Source organism: Agromyces lapidis (genome assembly GCF_009749405.1).
In the GTDB taxonomy this organism is placed as follows: Bacteria; Actinomycetota; Actinomycetes; order Actinomycetales; family Microbacteriaceae; genus Agromyces; species Agromyces lapidis.
The window spans coordinates 74,483-98,863 of the sequence record NZ_WBIQ01000007.1; the positions used below are offsets into that span (position 1 = coordinate 74,483).

At 70.5% G+C, this 24,381-nt stretch carries 21 protein-coding genes; 20 read left to right on the forward strand and 1 reads right to left on the reverse strand.

Going from position 1 to position 24,381, the window contains the following annotated elements; all coding sequences use genetic code 11:
- The first annotated feature begins 8 nt into the window (after window positions 1-8).
- The 19 genes from GQQ93_RS11260 to GQQ93_RS11350 all read left to right on the forward strand — a co-directional run bounded on the left by GQQ93_RS11260 (window position 9) and on the right by GQQ93_RS11350 (window position 22,431).
- Window positions 9-1,556: a Mur ligase family protein gene (locus tag GQQ93_RS11260; protein WP_157424332.1), complete on the forward strand. Its 1,548-nt coding sequence runs from the start codon at window positions 9-11 to the stop codon at window positions 1,554-1,556.
- Window positions 1,553-2,965, forward strand: a complete 1,413-nt coding sequence (locus GQQ93_RS11265) for a UDP-N-acetylmuramoyl-tripeptide--D-alanyl-D-alanine ligase (protein ID WP_157424333.1) — start codon at window positions 1,553-1,555, stop codon at window positions 2,963-2,965. The genes GQQ93_RS11260 and GQQ93_RS11265 overlap by 4 nt, the downstream gene beginning before the upstream one ends.
- A 73-nt stretch (window positions 2,966-3,038) precedes the next feature.
- Window positions 3,039-4,136, forward strand: a complete 1,098-nt coding sequence (gene mraY, locus GQQ93_RS11270; protein ID WP_157424334.1) for a phospho-N-acetylmuramoyl-pentapeptide-transferase — start codon at window positions 3,039-3,041, stop codon at window positions 4,134-4,136.
- Window positions 4,121-5,677, forward strand: a complete 1,557-nt coding sequence (murD, locus tag GQQ93_RS11275) for a UDP-N-acetylmuramoyl-L-alanine--D-glutamate ligase (RefSeq protein WP_246192290.1) — start codon at window positions 4,121-4,123, stop codon at window positions 5,675-5,677. The genes mraY and murD overlap by 16 nt, the downstream gene beginning before the upstream one ends.
- Window positions 5,637-6,896, forward strand: coding sequence for a putative lipid II flippase FtsW (gene ftsW, locus GQQ93_RS11280; protein ID WP_157424335.1), 1,260 nt, complete (start codon window positions 5,637-5,639; stop codon window positions 6,894-6,896). The genes murD and ftsW overlap by 41 nt, the downstream gene beginning before the upstream one ends.
- Entirely contained in the window at window positions 6,893-7,984 is a 1,092-nt protein-coding gene (murG, locus tag GQQ93_RS11285) for an undecaprenyldiphospho-muramoylpentapeptide beta-N-acetylglucosaminyltransferase (RefSeq protein WP_246192291.1), read from the forward strand. Before ftsW ends, murG begins: the two co-directional genes overlap by 4 nt.
- A 109-nt stretch (window positions 7,985-8,093) precedes the next feature.
- The gene (gene murC / locus GQQ93_RS11290) at window positions 8,094-9,494 is read left to right on the forward strand and encodes a UDP-N-acetylmuramate--L-alanine ligase (protein ID WP_246192292.1); all 1,401 of its coding nucleotides are present in this window, start codon (window positions 8,094-8,096) and stop codon (window positions 9,492-9,494) included.
- 13 nt (window positions 9,495-9,507) lie between these two features.
- Window positions 9,508-10,584, forward strand: coding sequence for a cell division protein FtsQ/DivIB (locus tag GQQ93_RS11295; protein ID WP_157424337.1), 1,077 nt, complete (start codon window positions 9,508-9,510; stop codon window positions 10,582-10,584).
- Window positions 10,585-10,766: 182 nt separating this feature from the next.
- Complete coding sequence (gene ftsZ, locus GQQ93_RS11300) at window positions 10,767-11,981, forward strand: cell division protein FtsZ (protein ID WP_157424338.1); 1,215 nt, start codon at window positions 10,767-10,769, stop codon at window positions 11,979-11,981.
- Window positions 11,978-12,649, forward strand: coding sequence for a YggS family pyridoxal phosphate-dependent enzyme (locus tag GQQ93_RS11305; RefSeq protein ID WP_157424339.1), 672 nt, complete (start codon window positions 11,978-11,980; stop codon window positions 12,647-12,649). Before ftsZ ends, GQQ93_RS11305 begins: the two co-directional genes overlap by 4 nt.
- Before the next feature lie 33 nt (window positions 12,650-12,682).
- Window positions 12,683-13,171, forward strand: coding sequence for a cell division protein SepF (locus tag GQQ93_RS11310; protein ID WP_157424340.1), 489 nt, complete (start codon window positions 12,683-12,685; stop codon window positions 13,169-13,171).
- A gap of 6 nt (window positions 13,172-13,177) precedes the next feature.
- The gene (locus tag GQQ93_RS11315; protein ID WP_157424341.1) at window positions 13,178-13,492 is read left to right on the forward strand and encodes a YggT family protein; all 315 of its coding nucleotides are present in this window, start codon (window positions 13,178-13,180) and stop codon (window positions 13,490-13,492) included.
- A gap of 117 nt (window positions 13,493-13,609) precedes the next feature.
- Window positions 13,610-14,281, forward strand: a complete 672-nt coding sequence (locus GQQ93_RS11320; RefSeq protein ID WP_157424342.1) for a DivIVA domain-containing protein — start codon at window positions 13,610-13,612, stop codon at window positions 14,279-14,281.
- Window positions 14,271-14,894, forward strand: a complete 624-nt coding sequence (lspA, locus tag GQQ93_RS11325) for a signal peptidase II (protein ID WP_246192293.1) — start codon at window positions 14,271-14,273, stop codon at window positions 14,892-14,894. The genes GQQ93_RS11320 and lspA overlap by 11 nt, the downstream gene beginning before the upstream one ends.
- Window positions 14,894-15,814: an RluA family pseudouridine synthase gene (locus GQQ93_RS11330; RefSeq protein ID WP_157424343.1), complete on the forward strand. Its 921-nt coding sequence runs from the start codon at window positions 14,894-14,896 to the stop codon at window positions 15,812-15,814. The genes lspA and GQQ93_RS11330 overlap by 1 nt, the downstream gene beginning before the upstream one ends.
- Window positions 15,815-15,918: 104 nt before the next feature.
- Window positions 15,919-19,434 (forward strand): DNA polymerase III subunit alpha, encoded by a 3,516-nt coding sequence (gene dnaE, locus GQQ93_RS11335; RefSeq protein WP_157424344.1) that lies wholly within the window; start codon window positions 15,919-15,921, stop codon window positions 19,432-19,434.
- A 47-nt stretch (window positions 19,435-19,481) separates the two neighbouring features.
- On the forward strand, window positions 19,482-20,789 hold the full coding sequence (gene hisD, locus GQQ93_RS11340) for a histidinol dehydrogenase (RefSeq protein ID WP_157424345.1): 1,308 nt from the start codon (window positions 19,482-19,484) through the stop codon (window positions 20,787-20,789).
- A gap of 75 nt (window positions 20,790-20,864) precedes the next feature.
- The gene (nrdR, locus tag GQQ93_RS11345) at window positions 20,865-21,338 is read left to right on the forward strand and encodes a transcriptional regulator NrdR (RefSeq protein WP_157424346.1); all 474 of its coding nucleotides are present in this window, start codon (window positions 20,865-20,867) and stop codon (window positions 21,336-21,338) included.
- Between the two features lie 37 nt (window positions 21,339-21,375).
- Complete coding sequence (locus GQQ93_RS11350; protein WP_157424347.1) at window positions 21,376-22,431, forward strand: quinone-dependent dihydroorotate dehydrogenase; 1,056 nt, start codon at window positions 21,376-21,378, stop codon at window positions 22,429-22,431.
- A gap of 54 nt (window positions 22,432-22,485) precedes the next feature.
- On the opposite strand, the gene GQQ93_RS11355 is transcribed toward GQQ93_RS11350, so the two are convergent.
- The gene (locus GQQ93_RS11355; RefSeq protein WP_157424348.1) at window positions 22,486-23,544 is read right to left on the reverse strand and encodes an App1 family protein phosphatidate phosphatase; all 1,059 of its coding nucleotides are present in this window, start codon (window positions 23,542-23,544) and stop codon (window positions 22,486-22,488) included.
- A 105-nt stretch (window positions 23,545-23,649) separates the two neighbouring features.
- Between GQQ93_RS11355 and GQQ93_RS11360 the strand changes: the two genes are divergently transcribed.
- Window positions 23,650-24,312 carry a TetR/AcrR family transcriptional regulator gene (locus tag GQQ93_RS11360; protein ID WP_157424349.1) on the forward strand — a complete coding sequence of 221 codons (663 nt, stop codon included), beginning with the start codon at window positions 23,650-23,652 and terminating at the stop codon, window positions 24,310-24,312.
- The last annotated feature ends 69 nt before the right edge of the window (window positions 24,313-24,381 follow it).

A 24,381-nucleotide genomic window follows, 5' to 3' on the forward strand; every position in this document is an offset into this window, starting at 1 on the left:
TTGGGTTCGTGACCGGATCGCCTCCCACGGCCCTCCGGCCGCAGCACCCGAGCCCCCGATCGCTCCGCGGCCTCGCCGAGGAGTTCGGGTTCGACGTGCGCGGCGAGCTCGGCGACCTCGAGGTCACCGGTGCGGGTCTCGCCTCGGGCGCGGTGCGCCCCGGCGACCTCTACGTCGGGGTTCCCGGGCGCAATGCCCACGGGGCGCAGTACGCCGTCGCCGCGCGCGACGCGGGCGCGGTCGCCGTGCTGACCGACGAGGCCGGCGCGACCTTGGCCGCCGACTCCGGGCTCCCCATCCTCGTGACGCCCGACGCGCGTGCCGCGCTCGGCGAGGTCGCCGCGTGGATCCACCGCACCACCGAGAATCCGGCGACGACGTTCGCGGTGACCGGCACCAACGGCAAGACGAGCGTCGTGTACCTGCTCTACGGCATCCTGCGGCAGCTCGGCGTCGTCGCCGGCCTCACCTCGACGGCCGAGCGGCGCATCGGCGACGAGGCCGTCACGAGCTCGCTGACGACCCCCGAGGCGAGCGAGCTGCATGCGCTCCTCGCCCGCATGCGCGAGGTCGAGGTGCGGGCGGTCGGCATCGAGGTGTCGGCGCAGGCGCTCTCGCGGCACCGCGTCGACGGGCTCGTCTTCGATGTCGCGGGCTTCACGAACCTCACGCACGACCACCTCGACGACTACGCCGACATGGACGAGTACTTCGAGGCGAAGCGCGAGCTCTTCCAGCCCGACCGCGCGCGGCGCGGCGTCGTCACCGTCGACTCCGAGTGGGGTCGCCGACTGGTCGCCGAGTCGCGCATCCCGGTGACGACGCTGACGAGCGAGGCTGCGGTGCCCGCCGACTGGCGCCTCACCGTCCTCGAGGAAGCGGCGGCGTACACGGCCTTCGCGCTCGAGGCTCCCGACGGACGTCGCCTCGAGACCCGCGTGCCGCTGCTCGGCTGGTACATGGCGGCGAACGCGGCGCTCGCGATCGTCATGCTCACCGAGGCGGGCTACGACCTCGACCGCATCTCCGCCGCACTCGAGCGCGACGGCGGCATCGACGCGTACATCCCGGGCCGCGCCGAGCGCATCTCGGGCGATCGCGGCCCCATCGTCTACATCGACTACGGGCACAGCCCCGACGCGTTCCTCCAGACGCTCGGCGCGATCCGCCGCTCGACCTCGGGCCGGGTCATCATGGTGTTCGGCGCCGACGGCGACCGCGACACGACCAAGCGCGCCGAGATGGGGGCGATCGCCGCACGCGGCGCCGACGTCGTCGTCGTCACCGACTTCCATCCGCGATTCGAAGATCCCGCGGCGATCCGCGCCGCGCTCATCACCGGTGCACGCGAGGCCGTGCCCGAGCGCGAGATCCACGAGATCGCCGACCCGAAGGCGGCGTTCCGCGCCGCACTGGCCCTCGCCGACGACGGCGACGCCATCCTCTACGCCGGCCCCGGCCACGAGGACTACCACGAGGTGAAAGGCGTGAAGATCCCGTACTCGGCACGTGAGGACTCCAAGCAGGCGCTCCGCGAAGCGGGGTGGCTCGAATGATCGCGCTCACGCTCGCCGAGATCTCGGCCGCCGCGGGTGGCACGCTCCACCTCGACGGCGCGGCTGCGACCCCCGAGACCGTCGTCACGGGCGCCGTCACGACCGACTCGCGCGAGATCGGCGCGGGCGACGTCTTCGTCGCCAAGCGCGGCGAGTTCGACGACGGCCACCGCTTCGCCCCGTCGGCCGTCGAGCGCGGTGCCTCCGTGCTCATCGTCGAACACGTGCTCGACCTCCCAGTGCCCCAGATCGTGGTCGCCGACTCGATCGACGCCCTCGGCGCGCTCGCGACCGAGGTCGTGCGTCGAGTGCGCGAGCTCGGCAGGCTGCGCATCGTCGGCGTCACCGGATCGAACGGCAAGACCACGACGAAGAACCTGTTGCGCGCCGTGCTCGAGAAGGTCGGCCCGACCGTCGCCGCGCGCGCCTCGTACAACAACGAGGTCGGCGCGCCCGTCACGATGCTGGAGCTCGCAGAGGACACCGAGTTCCTCGTCGCCGAGATGGGTGCCTCGGGGGTCGGCGAGATCGCCCGGCTCATCCGCATGGCCCGCCCCGACGTCGGCATCGTGCTGAAGGTCGGCCTCGCCCACGCCGGCGAATTCGGCGGCATCGAGAAGACCGTGCAGGCGAAGTCCGAGATGGTCACCGACCTGCACCCGGGCGATGTCGCGGTGCTCAACGCCGACGACCCGCGCGTCGTGCCGATGGCCGGGCTCACGAAGGCCCGCGTGGTCTGGTTCGGACTGGGCGACACCGCCGAGGTGCGTGCGACCGAGCTCCGCGCCCACGCTCGCGGCACCGACTTCACCGTCACCGTGCCCGGCGGCGAGCAGGCCCGGGTGCACTTCGGGGTACTCGGTGAGCATCACGTCATGAACGCGCTGGCCGCGGTCGCGGCATCCGTCGAGCTCGGCGTGCCCCTCGCCGACGTCGTCGCCGCACTCGAGCAGGTGACCCTCGCCGAACGCTGGCGCATGCAGCTCATGGGCGGGCGCGACGGCATCACCGTCATCAACGACGCGTACAACGCGAGCCCCGACTCGATGTCGGCCGCGCTCAAGACGCTCGCGCAGGTGCAGGAGCCGGGCAGCCGCACGATCGCCGTCCTCGGCGAGATGAGCGAGCTCGGCGAGTTCTCGGGGGAGGAGCACGACCGCATCGGCCTGCTCGCCGTGCGCCTCGGGATCTCGCAGCTCGTCGTCGTCGGCCAGGCCGCACGTCGGCTGCACATCTCGGCGATCAACGAAGGATCGTGGGACGGCGAATCGGCGTACGTCGAGACGGCCGATGAGGCCTTCGAACTCGTCACCGCGGGCGCCCGCCCCGGCGACACGATATTGGTGAAATCGTCGAACTCGGCGGGTCTCCGCCTGCTCGGCGACCGACTGGGAGAATGGTTCGCGTGAACGCTGTTCATCACCGCGACGAGGCTGGGCAGTCGAACTGCCTGCTCGGCGACCGACTGGGAGAATGGTTCGCGTGAGAGCACTGCTGACCGCCGGAGCGTTGTCGCTCGCCTTCACGCTGTTCCTGACCCCGCTGTTCATCCGCCTGTTCACGCGGATCGGCTGGGGCCAGTTCATCCGTGACGACGGGCCGCAGAGCCATCACGTCAAGCGCGGCACGCCCACGATGGGCGGCATCATCTTCATCCTCGGCACCCTCTTCGGCTACTTCGTCGCGACGCTGCTCGTCTCGAACGAGCGGCCGACGGCCTCGGGCATGCTGGTGCTCCTGATGATGGTCGGCCTCGGTGCGGTCGGGTTCGTCGACGACTTCCTGAAGACGCGCAAGAAGCAGAGCCTCGGGCTCGGCGGCTGGGCGAAGGTCGCCGGACAGGTGCTCGTCGCGGCGCTGTTCGCCCTGCTCGCGCTGCAGTTCCCGAACGACCAGGGTGTGACGCCGGCGAACACGAAGATCTCGTTCATCCGCGATCTGCCGCTCGACTTCATGGTGTTCGGCACGTTCTTCGGCATCATCCTCTACGTCGTCTGGATCTGCCTGATCGCTGCGTCGACCTCGAACGGCGTCAACGTGACCGACGGCCTCGACGGCCTCGCCGGCGGCGCCTCGATCCTCGCGATCGGCTCGTTCGTCTTCATCGGCTTCTGGCAGTTCAACCAGGCGTGCGCTGCGATCGGTCTGAACCCGAGCGACGAGTACCGCTGCTACAACGTGCGCGACCCGCTCGACATCGCGATCGTCTCGGCCGCGATCGTCGGCGGCCTCATCGGATTCCTCTGGTGGAACACGAACCCGGCGAAGATCTACATGGGCGACACCGGCTCGCTCGGCCTCGGCGGCGCGCTCGCGGCGCTCGCGGTCGTGAGCCACACCGAGCTGCTCGTCATCATCATCGGCGGCCTCTTCGTCATCGAGACCGGCTCGGTCATCCTGCAGCGGGCCTACTTCAAGGCGACGCACGGCAAACGCATCTTCCTGATGAGCCCGATCCACCATCACTTCGAACTGAAGGGGTGGGCCGAGGTCACGATCGTGGTGCGCTTCTGGATCATCGGCGGCCTCTTCGTCGCCGCCGGCGTCGGTGCGTTCTACTTCGAATGGCTGCAGAGCTGATGGCGGATGCCTCGGCACCGACCTCGAACCGCCTCGACACCCTCACGAGCTGGAACGCCGACTGGCGCGGGCTCAAGGTCGCGGTGCTCGGGGTGGGGGTCACCGGCTTCGCGGTCGCCGACACGCTCACCGAACTCGGCGCCGAGGTGCTCGTCGTGGCGCCCGAGGTCGATGACGACCGGGCGCGCATCCTCGAGGTGATCGGTGCGAGTCTCCTCCGCCACCCGCTCGACGCGGTGCCCGCCGAGCTCGAGGGGTTCGCGCCCGAGGTCGTCGTGGTCTCGCCGGGGTTCCACCCCGACCACCCCGTGCTCGAGTGGGCGGGCCGCGAAGGCATCGCCGTGTGGGGCGACATCGAGCTGGCCTGGCGCGTCCGCGACAAGGTGAACGCCGCCGAGTGGATCCTCGTGACCGGCACGAACGGCAAGACGACGACCGTGCAGATGACCGCGACGTTCCTCGCGGCGAACGGGCTGCGGGCGGCGCCGTGCGGCAACATCGGCGTGCCGGTGCTCGACGCCGTACGCGACCCGGGCGGGTTCGACGTGCTCGTGGTCGAACTCTCGAGCTATCAGCTGCACCACCTTCCGACGCTGGGGGCCGGCGCAGTGCACCCGTGGGCGAGCGTCGTGCTCAACATCGCCGACGACCACCTCGACTGGCACGGCTCGTTCGAGGCCTACCGCGCGGCGAAGGCGAAGGTGTACGAGAACACGAAGCACGCGTGCATCTACAACCGCGCCGACGAGGCGACGAGACGCATGGTCGAGGACGCCGAGGTCGAAGAGGGAGCCAGGGCGATCGGCTTCGGCCTCGAGGTGCCTGGGCCGAGCGACTTCGGTGTCGTCGAGGGCATCCTCGTCGACCGCGCCTACCTCGACGACCGGCGCAACTCGGCGCTCGAGATCACGACGCGCGTCGAGCTCGAACCGCGCGGGCTCGATGCGCCGCACGTCGTGGCGAACATCCTCGCCGCGTCGGCGCTCGCGCGCTCGTTCGGAGTTCCGGTCGGGGTCATCCATGATGCGCTGAACGACTTCCGGCTCGACGCGCACCGCATCGAGACCGTCGCCGTCGCGGGGGGCGTGCGCTGGATCGACGACTCGAAGGCCACGAATCCGCACGCCGCCGAGGCGTCGCTGCGGGCGTTCGGCCGCGTCGTCTGGATCGTCGGCGGGCTCCTCAAGGGCGTCGACGCCGATGCGCTCGTCGCGGCGCACGTCGGGCGGCTCCGAGCGGCGATCGTGATCGGCGTCGACCGTGAACTCCTCGTCGCGGCGTTCCGCCGACACGCGCCCGAGCTGCCCCTCTTCGAGGTGATGGCCGACGACACTGAACAGGTGATGCCCGAGGCGGTCGCACTGGCCGCATCGGTCGCTGCAGAGGGCGACACCGTGCTGCTCGCGCCCGCTGCGGCGTCGATGGACCAGTTCGCCGACTACGGCGATCGCGGCCGGCGGTTCCACGAGGCGGTCAGAACGATGCTGGGAGGTGAGGCGGATGGCGACTCCGCCCCGCTCGACCCGTCGCCAGAAGGCTGACCAGCAGGGCGTCTCGGCCGCCCGAATCCGGCTCGGGCGGGTCTTCCGCGTCGAGTCGGCCGACTACTTCCTGCTGCTCGGCACGACGCTCTTCCTCGTCGTGCTCGGCCTCGTCATGGTGCTCTCGGCGTCGCTTGTCGAGTCGTACCTCGAAGACGGGGGTCTTCTCGACCAGGCGATCCGCCAGGGCGTCTTCGCGATCATCGGCATCCCGGCGATGCTCATCGCGAGTCGCATGCCCGAGCAGTTCTGGATGCGCATCGCGTGGCCGGCACTGATCATCACCTGCATTCCCCAGCTGCTCGTGGTCGCCACCGACCTCGGCATCGAGGACGGCGGCAACACCAACTGGCTTCGCGTCGGCCCGGTGCAGTTCCAGCCCTCGGAGTTCATCAAGGTCGCGCTCGTCATCTGGCTCGGGCTCATCGTCACGAAGAAGCAGGACAAGCTCGGCGACTTCACCCACGGGGTGCTGCCCATCCTGCTGGTCGGCGGCGGGGCGATCGGCCTCGTCCTCCTCGGCGGCGACCTCGGTACCGTGATGATCATGGGGGCGATGCTGCTCGGCGCACTCTTCCTGATCGGGGTGCGGCTGCGCCTGTTGCTGCTGCCGATCGTCGTCGCGGTCGTGGGGTTCGTGATCGTCGCGTTCTCGAGCGAGAACCGGATGCGACGCATCATGTCGTTCGTCGACTCGAACTGCGACACCGGGGCCGCCGACGCACTGAACTCGTGCTGGCAGGTCATGCACGGCACCTACGCCCTCGCGAACGGCGGCGTCTTCGGCGTCGGCCTCGGCAACTCGGCCGCGAAGTGGTCGTGGCTGCCGGCCGCCGACAACGACTTCATCTTCGCCATCATCGGCGAGGAGCTCGGCCTCATCGGCGCGATCGTGGTCATCGGACTGTTCGTGCTGCTCGCGGTCGCCTTCGCCCGCGTGCTGCGGAGCGCCCGCACCATGTTCGCGAAGACCGTGACCGCGGCCGTGATGGTGTGGGTCATCGGCCAGGCCTGTGTCAATATCGGAGTCGTGCTCGGAGTCTTCCCCGTCCTCGGTGTCCCGCTGCCGCTCGTCTCGGCCGGTGGCACCGCCCTCCTGACGACCCTCGTCGCCATCGGCGTGGTGCTCTCGGTCGCCCGCGACCCCGAGGCGCCGGCGCGGGCGGCGGCGCGAACCGCGGCCCGCAGGGCTCGTGCGTCGGAGCGTGCCGCACGATGAGCGTCTACCTGCTCGCCGGCGGTGGCACCGCCGGCCACGTGAACCCCCTGCTCGCCGTTGCAGACCGGCTCAGGGAGAGCGACCCCGGCGCCGAGGTGCTCGTGCTCGGCACGGCCGAGGGACTCGAGGCGCGGCTCGTGCCCGCACGCGGCTACGAGCTCCTGACCATCGCGAAGGTGCCGTTCCCGCGGCGTCCGAACCGGGCTGCGCTGGCGTTCCCGTCGCGGTTCGGCCGCTCGATCGACGACGTCGCGCGCATCATCTCCGAGCGCGGGGTCGAGATCGTCGTCGGGTTCGGCGGCTACGTTTCGACGCCCGCGTACCTCGCCGCGCGTCGCGCCGGCATCCCCGTGGTGATCCACGAGGCGAATGCGAAGCCCGGTCTCGCGAACCGGCTCGGCGCCCGCTGGGCGGCAGAGGTCGGCGTCGCGTTCGAGGGCACGCCGCTGCCGCACGCCGAGGTCGTCGGCATGCCGCTGCGGAGCGAGATCGAGTCGCTCGATCGTGCGTCGCTCCGGGCCGAGGCCGCGGAGTTCTTCGGCCTCGACCCTGCCCGCCCGGTGCTCCTCGCGACGGGGGGCTCGCTCGGTGCACGCCGCATCAACCGCACGATGGTCGACAGCGCGCACTCGATCACCGGGGCCGGCTGGCAGGTGCTGCACATCACGGGGGCGAACTCCGAGGTCGACGACCCGGGTATCGCCGACTACCGCATGGTCGAGTACGCCGACCGCATGGATCTCGCGCTGGCGGTCGCCGACTTCGTGGTCTCCCGCGCCGGCGCCGCGACGGTCAGCGAGCTCGCCGCACTCGGGCTTCCCGCCGTGTACGTGCCGTACCCGGTCGGCAACGGCGAGCAGCGGTTCAACGCGGCCGGCGTGGTCGAGGCGGGCGGCGGCATCCTCGTCGACGATGCCCGGTTCCTCCCCGAGTGGGTCGATGCCGAGCTCGTCCCCCTTCTCTCCGACCGCGAGCGTGTCGCCGCGATGGCGGCGGCCGCCGCGACTGCCGGCGTCCGCGACGGCACGGCGCGGATGGTCGCGCTCATCGACGCCGCCCGCGGCGGGGGAGCCGCGCACCCCGCCTGAGGCGCGTAACGTGGAGCGTGGCGGATGTCCGCGCATCCGGCCCTCGAACCATCCGCACGGACTCCGTGCGACGACCCGACCGAACAGCACCGAGGAAGAGCACCCGAACGTGACCATCAAGCCCGATCTCTCGATCCAGATCCCCGCCGAGCTCGGCGCCGTGCACTTCGTCGGCATCGGGGGCTCCGGCATGAGCGGCATCGCACGGCTGTTCCTCGACGCCGGTCATCGGGTGACCGGTTCCGACGTGCGGGACTCGGCGAACATCGCCGCCCTGCGCGAGCTCGGTGCCGAGGTCGCCATCGGCCACGCCGCCGAGAACCTCGGCGACGCAGAGGCGGTCGTGGTCACGGGCGCGCTCTGGCAGGACAACCCCGAGTACCGGCTGGCGCTCGAACGCGGGCTCCCGGTGCTGCACCGTTCGCAGGCGCTCGCGTGGCTGATCTCGGGCCGGCGCCTCGTCTCGGTCGCCGGCGCGCACGGCAAGACCACCTCGACCGGCATGATCGTCACGGGCCTCCTCGCCCAGGGCGCCGACCCGAGCTTCGTCAACGGCGGCGTGATCGAAGGGCTCGGCGTCAGCTCAGCGGCGGGCGCCGACGAGCTCTTCGTGGTCGAGGCCGACGAGTCCGACGGCTCGTTCCTGCTCTACGACACGGCGGTCGCACTCATCACGAACGTCGATCCCGACCACCTCGACCACTACAGGTCGCGCGAGGCCTTCGAACAGGCCTTCGTCGACTTCGCCGATCGCGCGAGCGAGCTCGTCGTCGTCTCCTCCGACGACGCCGGCGCGAAGCGGGTCACCGAGCGCCTGGCGCACCAGAACGTCGTCACCTTCGGCGAGGCGGCGGACGCGACCGTGCGCGTGCACTCCATCGAGACCGACGGCCCCGTCGCGTTCTCGATCGCCTACGACGGCGTCGACCACCGCGCGCAGCTGCTCGTACCCGGCAAGCACAACGCGATCAACGCCGCGGGCGCCTTCGCCGTGCTCGTGGGGCTCGGCTTCGACCCCGCGGCATCCCTCGCGGGCATCGCCCGATTCGCGGGCACCGGCCGTCGTTTCGAACTGCACGGCGTCGTCGGCGGCGTGAGCGTCTACGACGACTACGCGCACCACCCGACCGAGGTCGCCGCAGCCCTCGCGGCGGCTCGCACCGTGGTGGGCGAGGGGCGCATCATCGCGGTCCACCAGCCGCACACCTACAGCCGCACCCAGGCCTTCGCGAAGGAGTTCGCCGAGGTGCTCGAGGAGTTCGCCGACGAGACGGTGGTGCTCGACGTCTACGGAGCCCGGGAGGATCCGGTGCCCGGCGTGACCGGTGAACTCGTGAGCGAGCGGTTCGCCGACGCCACCCACGTCGCCTTCGTCCCCGACTGGCAGGAGGCGGCCGACCACACCGCGCGCATCGCGCGCGAGGGCGATTTCGTGATCACACTCGGCTGCGGCGACGTCTACCGCATCGTTCCGCAGCTGCTGGGATCGCTCGAGCGGGAGCGCGGATGACGGTGGGCCGCCCGTGAAGCGGCCGCAGGGCTTCGAGGCGCGGCCGCCGAGGCGGCCGCCGCTGGGCGGGGCGACGCCCTCCGCGGTCCGGCCGGCGGCCCGCGTCCCCGCCGCGCGGCCCGGGGATGCCGGCGGTGCCGCCGACCGCGTGGGCACCGAGCCGATCGCCGTAGTGGCCGGCGCCGGTGTCGGAGCTCCGCGCGCGGCGCGCGATCTCCAGGAGACGGTGCCGCTCGACGACGTCCGCCGCGGACTCCTGGCCGGAGCGGGGCCGCACGACACCGCCGCGGAGGGCCCGCCCGCGCTTCCCGAGCCGCCGGGCGATGCGAAGGGCGCACGGCGCGCCGTCGCCGCGGCCGAACGTGCGCGGCGCCGCTACGAGAAGCAGGAGGTGCGGCGCTTCACGAAGCGCTCGCGCCGACGTCGACTCGTGTGGGCGGTCGTCGGCGGAGCGCTGGCGCTGCTCGTCGTCGTGGTGGTCGGCGGGGCGTACTCCCCGCTGATGGCGTTGCGCGAGGTGCGCGTCGAGGGCGCCGCTCGCATCCCTCCCGAGCAGATCGTCGCGGCATTCGAGGACGAGCTCGGCACGCCGCTGCCGCTCGTCACCCGTGACGACGTGCATCGGTCTCTCGCCGACTTCCGATTGATCGAGACGTATTCGACCGAGACGATCCCGCCGGGCACCCTCGTCGTGCGCATCGTCGAGCGCACGCCGGTCGGCGTCATCGAGACCGCACGCGGTCTCGAGCTGGTCGACGGCGCCGGGGTCGTCATCGAGCGCCCCGAGGCGCGTCCCGACGGGCAGCCGCTCATCGAGACGCCGGGCGGCACCGCCTCGGACGGATTCCGCGCCGTCGCGGCGGTCGTCAGGAGCCTGCCTGCTGAGGTCCGGGCGCTGCTCGTCGGCGCTTCGGCCGAGACGGCCGACGACGTGCGGCTCGAGCTGGCCGGGGGAGTGCCGGTGGTCTGGGGCGGCGCCGGCGACTCGAGCACGAAAGCCGCGGTGCTCGCACGCCTGATGGTGGTGGCGCCGCCCGACACCGTGTCCGGATACGACGTCTCGTCCCCCGAGAGCGCGGTCACGTACTGAGCGTCGAGGCCCCGCGCGAGCTCGTCTCGAGCTTTCTCGGCGGTCGGATCGCGACACGCCGAGCCCGCCTTGCGCGGCGCGTGCGGTGCTCCTCGTACCGTCATCACAGGAATTGCATACTCAGCAAAACTTTAACCTTCGACTAGAGGTTCAGGGTTCAGAGTTCGCACGGAAGGCCGGACATGTCGACAAACCAGAACTACCTCGCCGTCATCAAGGTGGTCGGTATCGGCGGCGGCGGTGTCAACGCCGTCAACCGCATGATCGAGCTCGGCCTCCGCGGAGTCGAATTCATCGCGATCAACACCGATGCCCAGGCACTGCTCATGAGCGACGCCGACGTCAAGCTCGACGTCGGACGCGACCTCACCCGCGGGCTCGGCGCAGGCGCCGACCCCGAGGTGGGCCGCCGCGCCGCCGAGGACCACGCCGAGGAGATCGAGGAGGCGCTGGCCGGCGCCGACATGGTCTTCGTCACCGCAGGCGAAGGCGGCGGCACGGGCACCGGCGGCGCTCCCGTCGTCGCCCGCATCGCGAAGTCGATCGGTGCGCTCACCATCGGTGTCGTCACCAAGCCCTTCGGGTTCGAGGGCAAGCGCCGTCAGACCCAGGCGGAGCAGGGCGTGGCGCGCCTGAAGGAGGAGGTCGACACCCTCATCGTCGTGCCGAACGACCGCCTGCTCGAGATCAGCGACCGCGGCATCTCGATGCTCGAGGCGTTCGCGACCGCCGACCAGGTGCTCCTCGCCGGTGTGCAGGGCATCACCGACCTCATCACCACGCCCGGCCTCATCAACCTCGACTTCGCCGACGTCAAGTCGGTCATGCAGGGCGCCGGTTCCGCGCTCATGGGCATCGGCTCCTCGAGAGGGGCCGACCGCGCGATCAAGGCCGCAGAGCTCGCCGTCGCGAGCCCGCTGCTCGAGGCGTCGATCGACGGCGCCCACGGCGTGCTGCTCTCGATCCAGGGCGGATCGAACCTCGGCATCTTCGAGATCAACGACGCGGCCCGGCTCGTTCAGGAGGCCGTGCACCCCGAGGCCAACATCATCTTCGGAGCGGTCATCGACGACACCCTCGGCGACGAGGTGCGCGTCACGGTCATCGCCGCCGGATTCGACGGCGGCGAGCCGAACGCGAAGCCGGTCGAGGCGCGTCGGACGAACTTCGTCCCCGCGGCGGCGGCAGCGGTCGGCGCGGGCGTCGGCGGCACCGGCTCGCTCGGCGATGCGCTCGGCGGGGACGTCGCCGAGGTCATCGCCGAGATCGACATCGACGAGCTCGTCGAGACGGCGAACTGGGGTGAGGCACAGAGCTCGAGCGCCGACCAGATCGTCACCGACCCGGCCTTCGACGACAACGACGACGACCTCGACATCCCCGACTTCCTGAAGTGAGCGGGCTCGGCTACCGCCTCGCGGCCGTCCAGGCGGGCGTCGCGGACGCCGCGCGCGAGGCCGGCCGCGAGGCATCCGAGATCACGACCATCGTCGTCACGAAGTTCCACCCGGCCTCGCTCGTTCGCGAACTCGCCGCGCACGGCGTGCGCGACGTGGGCGAGAACCGGCACCAGGAGGCTCAGGCGAAGGCAGCAGAGCTCGCCGAGCTCGGCCTCAACTGGCACTTCATCGGGCAGCTGCAGAGCAAGAAGGCGAAGCAGGTACGGGCCTATGCTGCGGCGATCCACTCCATCGACCGGCCGGCGCTCGTGGACGCGCTGCGTTCCGACGAGGCATCCATCGACTGCTTCGTCCAGGTGAACCTCACCGACGATCCCGGGAGGGGCGGTGTCGCGCCCGAGGCGCTCGATGAGCTCGTCGAGCGGGTGCTCGGCACTCCGGGGCTGTCGCTCCGCGGGCTCATGGCCGTCGCGCCGCTCGACGAGCCGGCGCGCCCCGCGTTCGCCAGGGTGCGCGAGCTCTCCGAACGGGTCGCCAGGCTCGCACCGGATGCTCGCGACCTGTCCATGGGGATGTCCCACGACTTTCGCGATGCGATTCTGGAGGGTGCGACACACCTCCGGATCGGGAGCGCAATCACCGGGAATCGGCCGGCCGCCGGTTAACCTCGAAGAGACGGAACACAGACGGAGGCATCGATGTCGAACCCGCTCAAGAAGACCATGGTCTATCTCGGACTCGCCGATGAGGAGCTCGAGCACGAGGCGCCCCACGCGCAGCCCCAGGCCGCAGCGGCACCGGCCCCGGTCGTGCACGCCGCTCCGGCTCCCGCGCAGAAGACCGGCGCAGCGGTGACCCCGCTGCGCAAGCACCACGTCCAACCGAGCACCCCGCAGGCGGAGATGAACGAGATCCTGACCGTCCACCCGCGTCAGTACCGCGACGCGCAAGTCATCGCCGAGTCCTTCCGTGAAGGCGTGCCGGTGATCATCAACCTCTCGCAGATGTCCGATGCCGACGCACGGCGTCTCATCGACTTCGCGAGCGGCCTCTCGCAGGGGCTCTACGGCAAGATCGAGCGGGTCACGAGCAAGGTGTTCCTGCTCTCGCCCGCGCACGTGGTCGTCTCGGGGGAGACGGGCGATGCGGAGGGCGACGTCGAGGCGTCGTTCTTCACGCACGCGTAGCCGCCCGTGGGCGCGCTCCTCGTCGTCTGGAACCTCCTGTACGCACTCCTTCTCATCTACTTCTTCGTGATGTGGGGGCGCTTCGTGCTCGATCTCGTGCGGACGTTCAACCGTTCGTGGCGCCCGAGGGGCTTCTGGCTCGTCGTCGTCGAACTCGTGTACAGCATCACCGATCCGCCGGTGAAGTTCTTCCGGCGGATCCTCCCGCCGATCCGCATCGGGCAGGTGGCACTCGATCTCGGGTGGAGCCTCGCGATGCTGGTCGTCATCCTCGCCATGACCATCGTGTCGGGGCTTGCCGCGGCAGCCGCCGCCGGCTGAGCATCTCCTGCGACCGTGACAAGCCGAGACGATCGGCGCTCACGACTCACAGGTGGTGTTTGCTACCGTTAGCAGAACGTGATCGAACCGATCGAACAGATTTGAGGGTGGAAAGCCATGGCGCTAACTCCGGAAGATGTGGTCAACAAGCGCTTCCAGGCGACGAAGTTCCGGGAGGGCTACGACCAGGACGAGGTCGATGACTTCCTCGACGAGGTCGTCGTCGAACTGCGTCGGCTGAACCAGGAGAACGACGAGCTGCGCCAGCGTGTGGCGGCGGCCGAGGCCCGTGCCGCGGAGGCCGCCCAGGCGCCCGCCGCCGCTGCGCCGGCACCTGCCGCGGTCTACACCGAGCCGGCCGCACCGCCGCCCACCGTCGCCGTGCCGACGCAGGCGCCGGCCGTGCAGTCCGAGCTCGACGAGCAGACCTCGACCACGAACCTCCTGCAGCTCGCCCGCCGCCTCCACGAGGAGCACGTGCGCGAGGGTATCGAGAAGCGCGATGCGCTCATCGCCGAGGGCCACGCCACCGCCGCGCGCGTCGTGGCCGAGGCCGAGGCCAAGCAGCGCCAGCAGATGGGCATCCTCGACCAGGAGCGCGTGGCGCTCGAGAAGCGCGTCGACGAGCTCCGCACCTTCGAGCGCGACTACCGCGCCAAGCTGAAGAGCTACATCGAGGGCCAGCTGCGCGACCTCGACACCGCGGCTCCGGTGCAGGTGTCGGGCAACCAGGGCTTCTCGGCTCCCGTCGAGCAGCCGGCACCGACCTTCCAGGGCTTTGGCGGCTGAGCCGGCCGCGAAGGTCGGCACCACCACCGCCCTGCTGGTCCTGGCCGGCGCCGCGATCGCGGCGTACGGCCTCGACCAGTTGAGCAAGTTCCTCGTCGTCTCGAACCTCACCGAAGGTGAGATCGTGCCGGTGCTGGGCTCCGTGCTCCAGTGGCAGTTCGTGCGCAACCCCGGCGCGGCATTCTCCCTCGCGAGCGGCATGACCTGGATCTTCACGATCCTCGCTGCGGGCGTCATCACGTTCATCATCTGGTTCGCCCGGCGCATCCGCTCGATCGCCTGGGCGCTCGTCTTCGGGCTGCTGCTCGGCGGCGTGCTGGGCAACCTGACCGACCGGCTCTTCCGCGAGCCGAGCTTCGGGCTGGGCCACGTGATCGACTTCATCTCCACACCGTGGATGCTCCCGGCGATCTACAACGTCGCCGACATCGCGATCGTGTCGAGCATGGTGCTGTTCATGATCCTGACGATCCGCGGCATCGGGCTCGACGGTTCGCGCGAGGTCCGCCCCGCGAAGAACGAAGCGGATGCCGCGTCGCCGGCGTCGTCCGACGACGCCCCCGAGGCGCCGCGGCCTCCGGCCGTGGATCCGCTCCGCGCGCACGAGGCCTGATGGAGCATCGTTCGTTCCCCGTTCCCGACGGGCTCGAGGGCGCTCGAGTCGATGCGGGGCTCGCGAAGCTCCTCGGCTTCTCGCGCACCCTCGCCGCCGAGATCGCCTCGGCCGGGGGAGTGCTCGTCGACGGTGCGACGGTCGACAAGTCCGACCGGCTGCGGGCCGGCGGCTGGCTCGAGGTGAGCTGGGAGCCGCCACGCACGCTCGCGGTCGAACCGATCGCGGTGCCCGAGCTCGGCATCGTGCACGACGACGACGATCTCGTGGTGGTCGACAAGCCGGCGGGCGTCGCCGCGCACCCCTCGCTCGGCTGGACGGGACCGACGGTCGTCGGCGCCCTCGCGGCTGCCGGGTTCCGCATCTCGACCTCGGGGGCACCCGAACGACAGGGCGTCGTGCACCGCCTCGACGCGGGCACGAGCGGACTCATGGTCGTCGCGAAGTCCGAGCGGGCCTACACCGAGCTGAAGCGGCAGTTCCATGATCGCGAGGTCGAGAAGATCTACCACACGGTCGTGCAGGGGCACCCCGACCCGCTCGCGGGCACGATCGATGCGCCCGTCGGGCGTCACCCGCGCTCGGAGTGGAAGTTCGCCGTGACCGCCGACGGCAAGCACGCGGTCACGCACTACGAGACGCTCGAGGCGTTCCCCTACGCCTCGCTGCTCGAGGTGCACCTCGAGACTGGGCGCACACACCAGATCCGCGTGCACATGGCCGCCCAGCGCCACCCGTGCGCCGGTGACGCCATGTACGGCGCCGACCCGACGCTCTCGGAGCGGCTCGGGCTCACTCGCCAGTGGCTGCACGCCCACGAGCTCTCGCTCACGCACCCCGGCACCGGGCAGTGGACGACCTTCGTCTCCGAGTACCCCGACGATCTCGCGCACGCGCTCGAACTGCTGCGCGGCGACTGACGCGTTGCGCGTGAGATGCATGCGGGCGGGCCCCGACGTGGGCGGCTCGCCCTAGACTCGAACACACCCCCAGAACCACCCCGCAGCATCCGAAGAGGAGCCCCGTGGCCGCCGATTCATTCGTCCACCTGCACGTGCATTCCGAGTACTCGATGCTCGACGGAGCGGCCCGGGTGGGCGAGCTGATCAAGGCGGCCCAGGGGGAGGGCATGCCGGCCGTGGCGGTCACCGACCACGGCAACGTGTTCGGCGCCTACGACTTCTGGAAGCAGGCGACCGACGCCGGCATCAAGCCGATCATCGGCACCGAGGCGTACATCACCCCTGGCACCGCCCGCGGCGACAAGACCCGGGTGCGGTGGGGCAACGGCGGCGGCGACGACGTCTCGGGCTCGGGTGCATACACGCACATGACCCTGCTCTCCGAGACCACCGAGGGCATGCACAACCTCTTCCGGCTCTCGAGCCGCGCGTCGATCGAGGGCTACTACTTCAAGCCGCGCATGGACCGCGAGCTGCTCTCGACGTACTCGAAGGGGCTCATCGCGACGACGGGCTGCCCGTCCGGCGAGGTGCAGACGCGCCTCAGGCTCGGCCAGTACGACGAAGCCGTGAAGGCGGCCGCCGACTTCCGCGACATCTTCGGCAAAGAGAACTACTTCGCCGAGATCATGGACCACGGCCTCGGCATCGAGCGCCGCATCATGGAGGACCTCCACCGCCTTGCGAAGGACCTCGGGCTGCCCCTCGTCGCGACGAACGACCTGCACTATACGCACGCCGACGATGCGAAGAGCCACGCGGCGCTGCTGTGCGTGCAGTCGGGTTCGACGCTCGACGATCCCAACCGGTTCAAGTTCGACGCCGACGAGTTCTACCTGAAGACCGCCGCCGAGATGCGGCACGTCTTCCGCGACCATCCCGAGGCGTGCGACAACACGCTGCTGATCGCCGAGCGCTGCGACGTGCAGTTCAACACCAGCGCCAACTACATGCCGCGATTCCCGGTGCCGCCGGGCGAGAGCGAAGAGAGCTGGTTCGTGAAGGAGGTCGACCGGGGCCTCGCGGTGCGCTACCCCGACGGCATCCCTGCCGAGGTGCGCAAGCAGGCCGACTACGAGGTCGGCGTCATCCTGCAGATGGGATTCCCCGGCTACTTCCTCGTCGTCGCCGACTTCATCAACTGGTCGAAGGAGCACGGGATCCGCGTCGGCCCCGGCCGTGGTTCGGGAGCTGGGTCGATGGCCGCGTACGCCATGCGGATCACCGACCTCGACCCGCTGCAGCACGGGCTCATCTTCGAGCGGTTCCTGAACCCCGATCGCGTCTCGATGCCCGACTTCGACGTCGACTTCGACGAGCGTCGCCGCGGCGAGGTCATCAAGTACGTGACCGAGAAGTACGGCGAGGAGCGCGTCGCCCAGATCGTCACCTACGGCACCATCAAGGCGAAGCAGGCCCTGAAGGACTCGGGGCGCGTGCTCGGGTTCCCGTTCTCGATGGGCGAGAAGCTCACGAAGGCGATGCCGCCCGCCGTCATGGGCAAGGACATCCCGCTCACCGGCATCTTCGACAAGAACCACCCCCGCTACAAAGAGGCCGGCGACATCAGGGCGATCGTCGAGACCGACCCAGAGGCCCGCACCGTGTTCGACACGGCGCTCGGCCTCGAGAACCTGAAGCGCCAGTGGGGCGTGCACGCGGCCGGCGTGATCATGTCGAGCGATCCGCTGATCGACATCATCCCGATCATGAAGCGCGAGCAGGACGGCCAGATCGTCACGCAGTTCGACTACCCCGCGTGCGAGTCGCTCGGCCTCATCAAGATGGACTTCCTGGGGCTGCGCAACCTCACGATCATCGACGACGCGCTCGACAACATCGAGGCGAACCGCGGATTCCGCCCGGTGCTCGAAGACCTCGCCCTCGATGACCCCGAGGCGTACGCGCTGCTCTCGCGAGGCGACACGCTCGGCGTGTTCCAGCTCGACGGCGGGCCGATGCGCGCACTCCTGCGGCTCATGAAGCCCGACAACTTCGAAGACATCTCGGCCGTCATCGCGCTGTACCGCCCCGGCCCCATGGGCGCGAACTCGCATACCAACTACGCGCTCCGCAAGAACGGGCTGCAAGAGATCACGCCGATCCACGCCGAGTTCGCGGAGTCGCTGAAGGACATCCTCGACACGAGCTACGGCCTGATCATCTACCAGGAGCAGGTCATGGCGATCGCACAGCGCGTCGCCGGGTTCTCGCTCGGCCAGGCCGACATCCTCCGACGCGCGATGGGCAAGAAGAAGAAGTCGGAGCTCGACAAGCAGTACGCCGGCTTCTCCGACGGCATGAAGGCGAACGGGTACTCCGAGGAGGCGATCGGCAAGCTCTGGGAGATCCTGCTGCCGTTCTCCGACTACGCCTTCAACAAAGCGCACTCCGCCGCCTACGGCGTGCTCAGCTACTGGACCGCGTACCTGAAGGCGCACTTCCCGGCCGAGTACATGGCGGCGCTGCTCACGAGCGTCGGCGACGCCCGCGACAAGCTCGCGCTCTATCTCAACGAGTGCCGCCGCATGGGCATCAAGGTGCTGCCGCCCGACGTCAACGAGTCGATCGGCTTCTTCGCGGCCGTCGGCGACGACATCAGGTTCGGACTCGGGGCCGTGCGCAACGTCGGCTTCAACGTCGTCGATGCGATCCGGGCCGCACGCGACGAGAAGGGCCGCTTCGAGTCGTTCCACGACTTCTTGAAGAAGTCGCCCCTGCCGGTGGCGAACAAGCGCACGGTCGAGTCGCTCATCAAGGCGGGTGCCTTCGACTCGCTCGGCGCGACCCGGCGGGCGCTCGTCGAGATCCACGAGGGCGCGGTCGAGTCGGCGGTGGGAGAGAAGCGGGTCGAGGCGACCGGGCAGGCCGGCTTCGACTTCGACTCGCTGCTCGCCGAGCACGAGGAGGCGCCGCCGTCGCTCGTGCCCGACCGACCCGAGTGGGCCAAGCGCGACAAGCTCGCGTTCGAGCGCGAGATGCTGGGGCTCTACGTCTCGGACCACCCGCTCGCCGGGCTCGAGGCGCCGCTCGCCAAGCACGCCTCGACGACGATCACCGACCTCATGGGCTCCGATGCCACGCAAGACGGTGACACCGTGACGATCGCCGGGCTCGTGACGAGCGTGCAGCACCGCGTCGCGAAGGCCTCGGGCAACCAGTACGGCATGATCCAGGTCGAGGACTTCTCGGGCGAGATCACGGTCATGTTCATGGGCAAGGCCTACCAGGAGTTCGCTCCCGGTCTCCAGGCCGACTCGATCGCCGTCGTGCGCGGACGCGTCAGCATGCGCGACGACGGCATGAACCTGCACGCCTACAGCGTGTTCACCCCCGAACTCGGCCAGGGCGACGAGAGCGGGCCCGTGATGATCTCGCTGCCCGACCAGCGGGCGACGACCGAGACCATCACCGCGCTCGGCGACGTGCTCATCAGGCACCGGGGCGACACCGAGGTGCGGTTGAAGCTCGTGCGCGGGCGCAGCGCCCGGGTGTTCGAGTTGCCGTACCCGGTGAAGGTGAGCGCCGACTTCTACGGCGAGCTGAAGAGCCTGCTCGGCCCGAACTGCCTCGTGTGACGACCGCCCGTCGGGCTTGCGGGCGCGCTCGCTAGGCTTGATGGGCCATGCGTACCATCGACCTCCGCGGAACCCGTCCCTCCACGACCGAGCTGCTCGCGCTCGTGCCTCGCGCTGCGACCGACGTGTCGGCCGCGCTCGAGCCCGCCCGGGCGCTCATCGACGCCGTCCGCGAGCACGGCGAGTCCGCGCTCCTCGATCAGGCCGAACGGTTCGACCGGGTGCGCCCGGCGTCCGTTCGGGTGCCCGCCGACGAGCTCGAGGCGGCACGCGACGCGCTCGCGCCCGAGATCCGCGACGCGGCCCTGCGCACCATCGAGCGCGTTCGCGCCGCGAGCGCCGCGCAGGTGCCCGCGCCCGAGCGCACGGTGCTCGGCGACGGCGCGGTCGTCGAGCAGCGCTGGCAGCCGGTCGCGCGGGTCGGCCTGTACGTGCCGGGCGGCAAGGCCGTCTACCCCTCGAGTGTCGTCATGAACGTGGTGCCGGCGCAGGCCGCCGGCGTGCGGTCGATCGCCCTCGCCTCGCCGCCGCAGGCCGAGTTCGGCGGGCGCGTGCACCCGACGATCGCGGGCGTCGCGGCGCTCCTCGGCATCACCGAGGTGTACGCCATGGGAGGCGCGGGGGCGATCGGCGCCTTCGCCCACGGCGTGCCCGGTCTCGGCCTCGAGCCCGTGCAGCGCGTGACCGGCCCGGGCAACGTCTTCGTGGCCGCCGCCAAGCGGCTGGTTCAGGGCGTGACGGGTATCGACGCCGAGGCCGGGCCCACCGACATCCTCGTGATTGCCGACGATGCGGCCGACGCCGACTTCGTGGCCGCTGATCTCGTGAGCCAGGCGGAGCACGACGAGTTGGCCGCATCGGTGCTCGTCACCGACTCGGCCGAGTTCGCCGCGCGCGTCGTCGCCCGCCTCGAGGCCCGTGCCGAGGCGACGAAGCACCGCGAGCGGGTGCGGCAGGCGATCGACGGCGTGCAGTCGGCCGTCGTGCTCGTCGACGACCTCGAGCAGGCCTGCGACTTCGCGAACGCCTTCGGCGCCGAGCACCTCGAGATCCAGGTGCGCGACGTCGAGGCGGTGCTCGCGCGCATCGAGAACGCCGGCGCCATCTTCGTCGGCCCCTACTCGCCGGTGAGTCTCGGTGACTACGCGGCGGGGTCGAACCACGTGCTGCCCACCGGCGGCCAGTCGCGGTACGCGGCGGGGCTCTCGGCCGCGACCTTCCTGCGTCCGCAGCAGGTGGTGCGCTACGACGAGCAGGCGCTGCGCGAGGTCGCCCCCGTCATCGCGGCGCTCTCAGCCGAGGAGGACCTGCCGGCCCACGGCGAGGCGGTCACGGCGCGGTTCGACCGGGCGTGATCGCGTCGATGGTCGCCGTCGGTGCGGTGCGGGGCCGTCGGCAGCGCACCGCGCGCCGCTAGGCTGGGTGACACCATGTACTGCCCGTTCTGCCGTCACCCCGATTCGCGCGTCATCGACTCCCGCACGAGCGACGACGGGCTCTCGATCCGTCGCCGCCGCCAGTGCCCCGAGTGCGGCAGACGCTTCTCGACGACCGAGACGGCGAGTCTCGTCGTGATCAAGCGCAGCGGCGTGGTCGAGCCGTTCAGCCGCGAGAAGGTCGTCCTCGGTGTGAAGAAGGCGTGCCAGGGTCGCCCGGTGACCGACTCCGATCTCGCGGTGCTCGCGCAGAAGGTCGAGGAGACGATCCGTTCGACGGGCGCCTCGCAGATCGAGGCGAACGACATCGGCCTCGCGATCCTGCCGCCGTTGCGCGAGCTCGACGAGGTCGCATACCTGCGCTTCGCGAGCGTCTACCAGGCGTTCGACTCGCTCGACGACTTCGAATCGGCGATCGAGTTGCTCCGCGCCGAGCACGGTCGACTGCCGGCACGACCGGTCGAGTGACGCAGCGGGGTGCCGCGACCGGTACCCTGAATCCGGCATGTATCGACTTCTCTTCTCCGCGTTCCTCTCCAAGCTCGACCCCGAAGACGCGCACCACCTCGCATTCCGGGTGATCAAGGCGCTTCCGACGTTCGGCGTCGGCCGGGTGGTCGAGCGCTTCACGGCACCCGATCCCTCGCTCGCGGTCGATGCGCTCGGGCTGAGGTTCCCGTCGCCGTTCGGCGTCGCGGCCGGATTCGACAAAGACGGATACGCGGTGCTCGGCCTCGGCAACCTCGGCTTCGGCCACGTCGAGGTCGGCACGATCACGGCGATCGCGCAGCCGGGCAACGAGCGCCCGCGCCTGTTCCGCCTCGTGAAGGATCGCGCGCTCATCAACCGCATGGGCTTCAACAACGGCGGCGCGGATGCCGCGGCGGGACGCCTCTCGCGGCTGTCGCGCCGAACGCACCGGCCGGTGCTCGGCATCAACATCGGCAAGAGCCGGGTCACCGCGGTCGAAGACGCGGTCGGCGACTACGAGCGCAGCGCCAAGCTGCTCGCCCCCTACGCCGACTACCTGGTGGTCAACGTCAGCTCGCCGAACACGCCGGGCCTGCGCGGCCTGCAAGAGCTCGACGCGCTCGCCCCGCTGCTCGAGGCGGTTCGCGCCGCGAGCGGCACGACGCCGCTGCTGGTGAAGATCGCACCCGACCTCGACGACGCCGAAGTGGTGCGCATCTGCGAGCTGGTGGTGCGCCTCGGTCTCGACGGCCTCATCGCCACGAACACGACGATCTCCCGCGAGGGGCTCCGCACCGAGGCATCCGTCGTCGAGGCGATCGGTGCGGGCGGCCTCTCGGGAGCGCCGCTCGCCGAGCGCTCGCTCGAGGTGCTGAAGCTCGTGCGGCAGCACGTGCCCGCCGAACTCTGCGTGATCTCCGTCGGCGGCGTCGAGACGGCGGCCGACGTGCAGGACCGGCTCGACGCCGGTGCGACGCTCGTGCAGGGCTATTCGGCGTTCATCTACCTCGGCCCGCTGTGGGCGCGGCAGATCAACCGCGGGCTGGCGGCGTTGCGCCGCACGTGCAGGGCGGCGGTCGCCGCCGAGTAGGCGCGGCGATGCGTGGCATCCGGCCGTGACGCGTCGGCGACGCGCTCAGACCGCTCAGACGACGCCGACCTCGGCGAGCCGGTCGGCGATCGTCGATCCGTCGCTCGCAGAGACCCACGGCACCTCGGTGCCGTGCTCCTCGGCCTTCGTGCGGCCGCCGGCGAGCACGGCCTCGCCCGTCGAGAGGCGCCGGATCGCGATCGCTTCGACACGACCCGGGTGCTCCGCGGCGAACTGCGCGTAGAGCTCTTCATCGTGCTGTCCGTCGTCGCCGATGAGCAGCCACCGCACGTTCGGGAACTCCTCGGCGAGGCGCCGCAGGTTCTCGTGCTTGTGCTCGCGACCGCTGCGGAACCATCGGTCGTGGGTGGGCCCCCAGTCGGTGAGAAGCAGGGGGCCCGCGGGGTAGAGATTGCGCGAGAGGAAGCGCGTCAGCGTCGGCGCGACGTTCCAGGCGCCCGTCGAGAGGTAGATCACGGGCGATCCCGGATGCGAGCGGGCGAGCCGTTCGAAGAGCACGGCCATGCCGGGCGTCGGGATGCGGGCGTGCTCGTCGAGCACGAAGGTGTTCCACGCCGCGACGAGCGGGCGGGGGAGCGCCGTCACCATCACGGTGTCGTCGACGTCGGAGATGATGCCGAACTCGACGTCGGGGCCGACGATGCGGATGGGCGCCTCGACCGGGTTCGCGCCCTCGGTGCTCAGCGTCACGCGGTGCCAGCCGGGCTCGAGCGACACCGGCACGGTCGTGTCGACCACGCCGCCGCGGTCGGCGAGCACCTCGATGCGCTCACCGCCGATCTCGATGACGACGGGAACCCCGCCGACGGGCACGCTCGTGAAGCTGCGCCAGCCGCGCACACCCTGTTCGCCGCGACGGCGGCGGCGCTTCGACCCCTGGTCGGTCGCGAGCGGCTTGTGCAGCAGCACTCGGCAGAACACGCGGACCCACTCGGTCGAGCCGTAGCCGGTGTACGGGACCACCGTCGGGATGTGTCCGCGACGACGCGCCCAACGAGAGCGGACGTCGTGGATCCAGTCTTCGATGCGCGCGGCACGATGCCGGACCTCGCGCTCTCGGGATCCGGCCGGGGTGGGGGAGCTCGCCGGCATCCACTCAGTCTGTCATGCGGGTGGCCCGGGTCGCGAAACGGCGGCGAACGGTACGACGGGCCGTTCTACGCCCGATAGAGTGGTGCGAGCAACTGAGGAGGTTCCGTGCCGAACATCGACCTGATCCTCGGGGCCGATCCGAGCCGGAAGCGCTCGGTCCGCACCGAGCCGACGCAGCGTCGTTCCAGCCAGCGTCTCGACGCGCTGCTCGACGCCGCCGCCGAGATCGTCGACGAATCGGGCTTCGAGCGGCTGACGACGCAGATGGTCGCCGAGCGCGCCGGCGCGTCGATCGGCACGGTGTACCGCTACTTCCCCGACCGGGTCGCCGTGCTCTACGCGCTCCGCGAGCGCTCGGTCCGCCGCTACCGCGAGCGCGTCGCCGACGAGATGGAGCGCGTCGAGCTCGAGTCCTGGTGGACGGTGCTCGACGTCGCCCTCGAGGTCTGCGCGACGATGTACCGCGACGAGCCCGGCTTCACCGTCGTGCACGCCGCGCAGCGGGAGCTCGCCGAGGGCGACATCGAACCCGAGTTCGCCCATCGCATGGCACGGCTCATCGAGGCCGAGTTCGGCGGCAGCACCGACCAGGACGAGCTCCGGTTCCGTCTCGGTGTGGCTATGGAGATCGGCGACGCCCTCATCTGCCGCGCCTTCGAGCGCCGTGCCGGCGGCGATGAGCGGTACCTCGCCGAGGCGAAGCGCCTCGTGCACGACTACCTCGCCGAGCACCTCGGCGCGGCGATCGAAGCCACGTCCGCCGCCTGAGCGGGCTCGCGACGCGCGGCGTCAATCCGTTGCCCTGAGACGCGATCGATGTTTGGCTTGAGCCTGCAC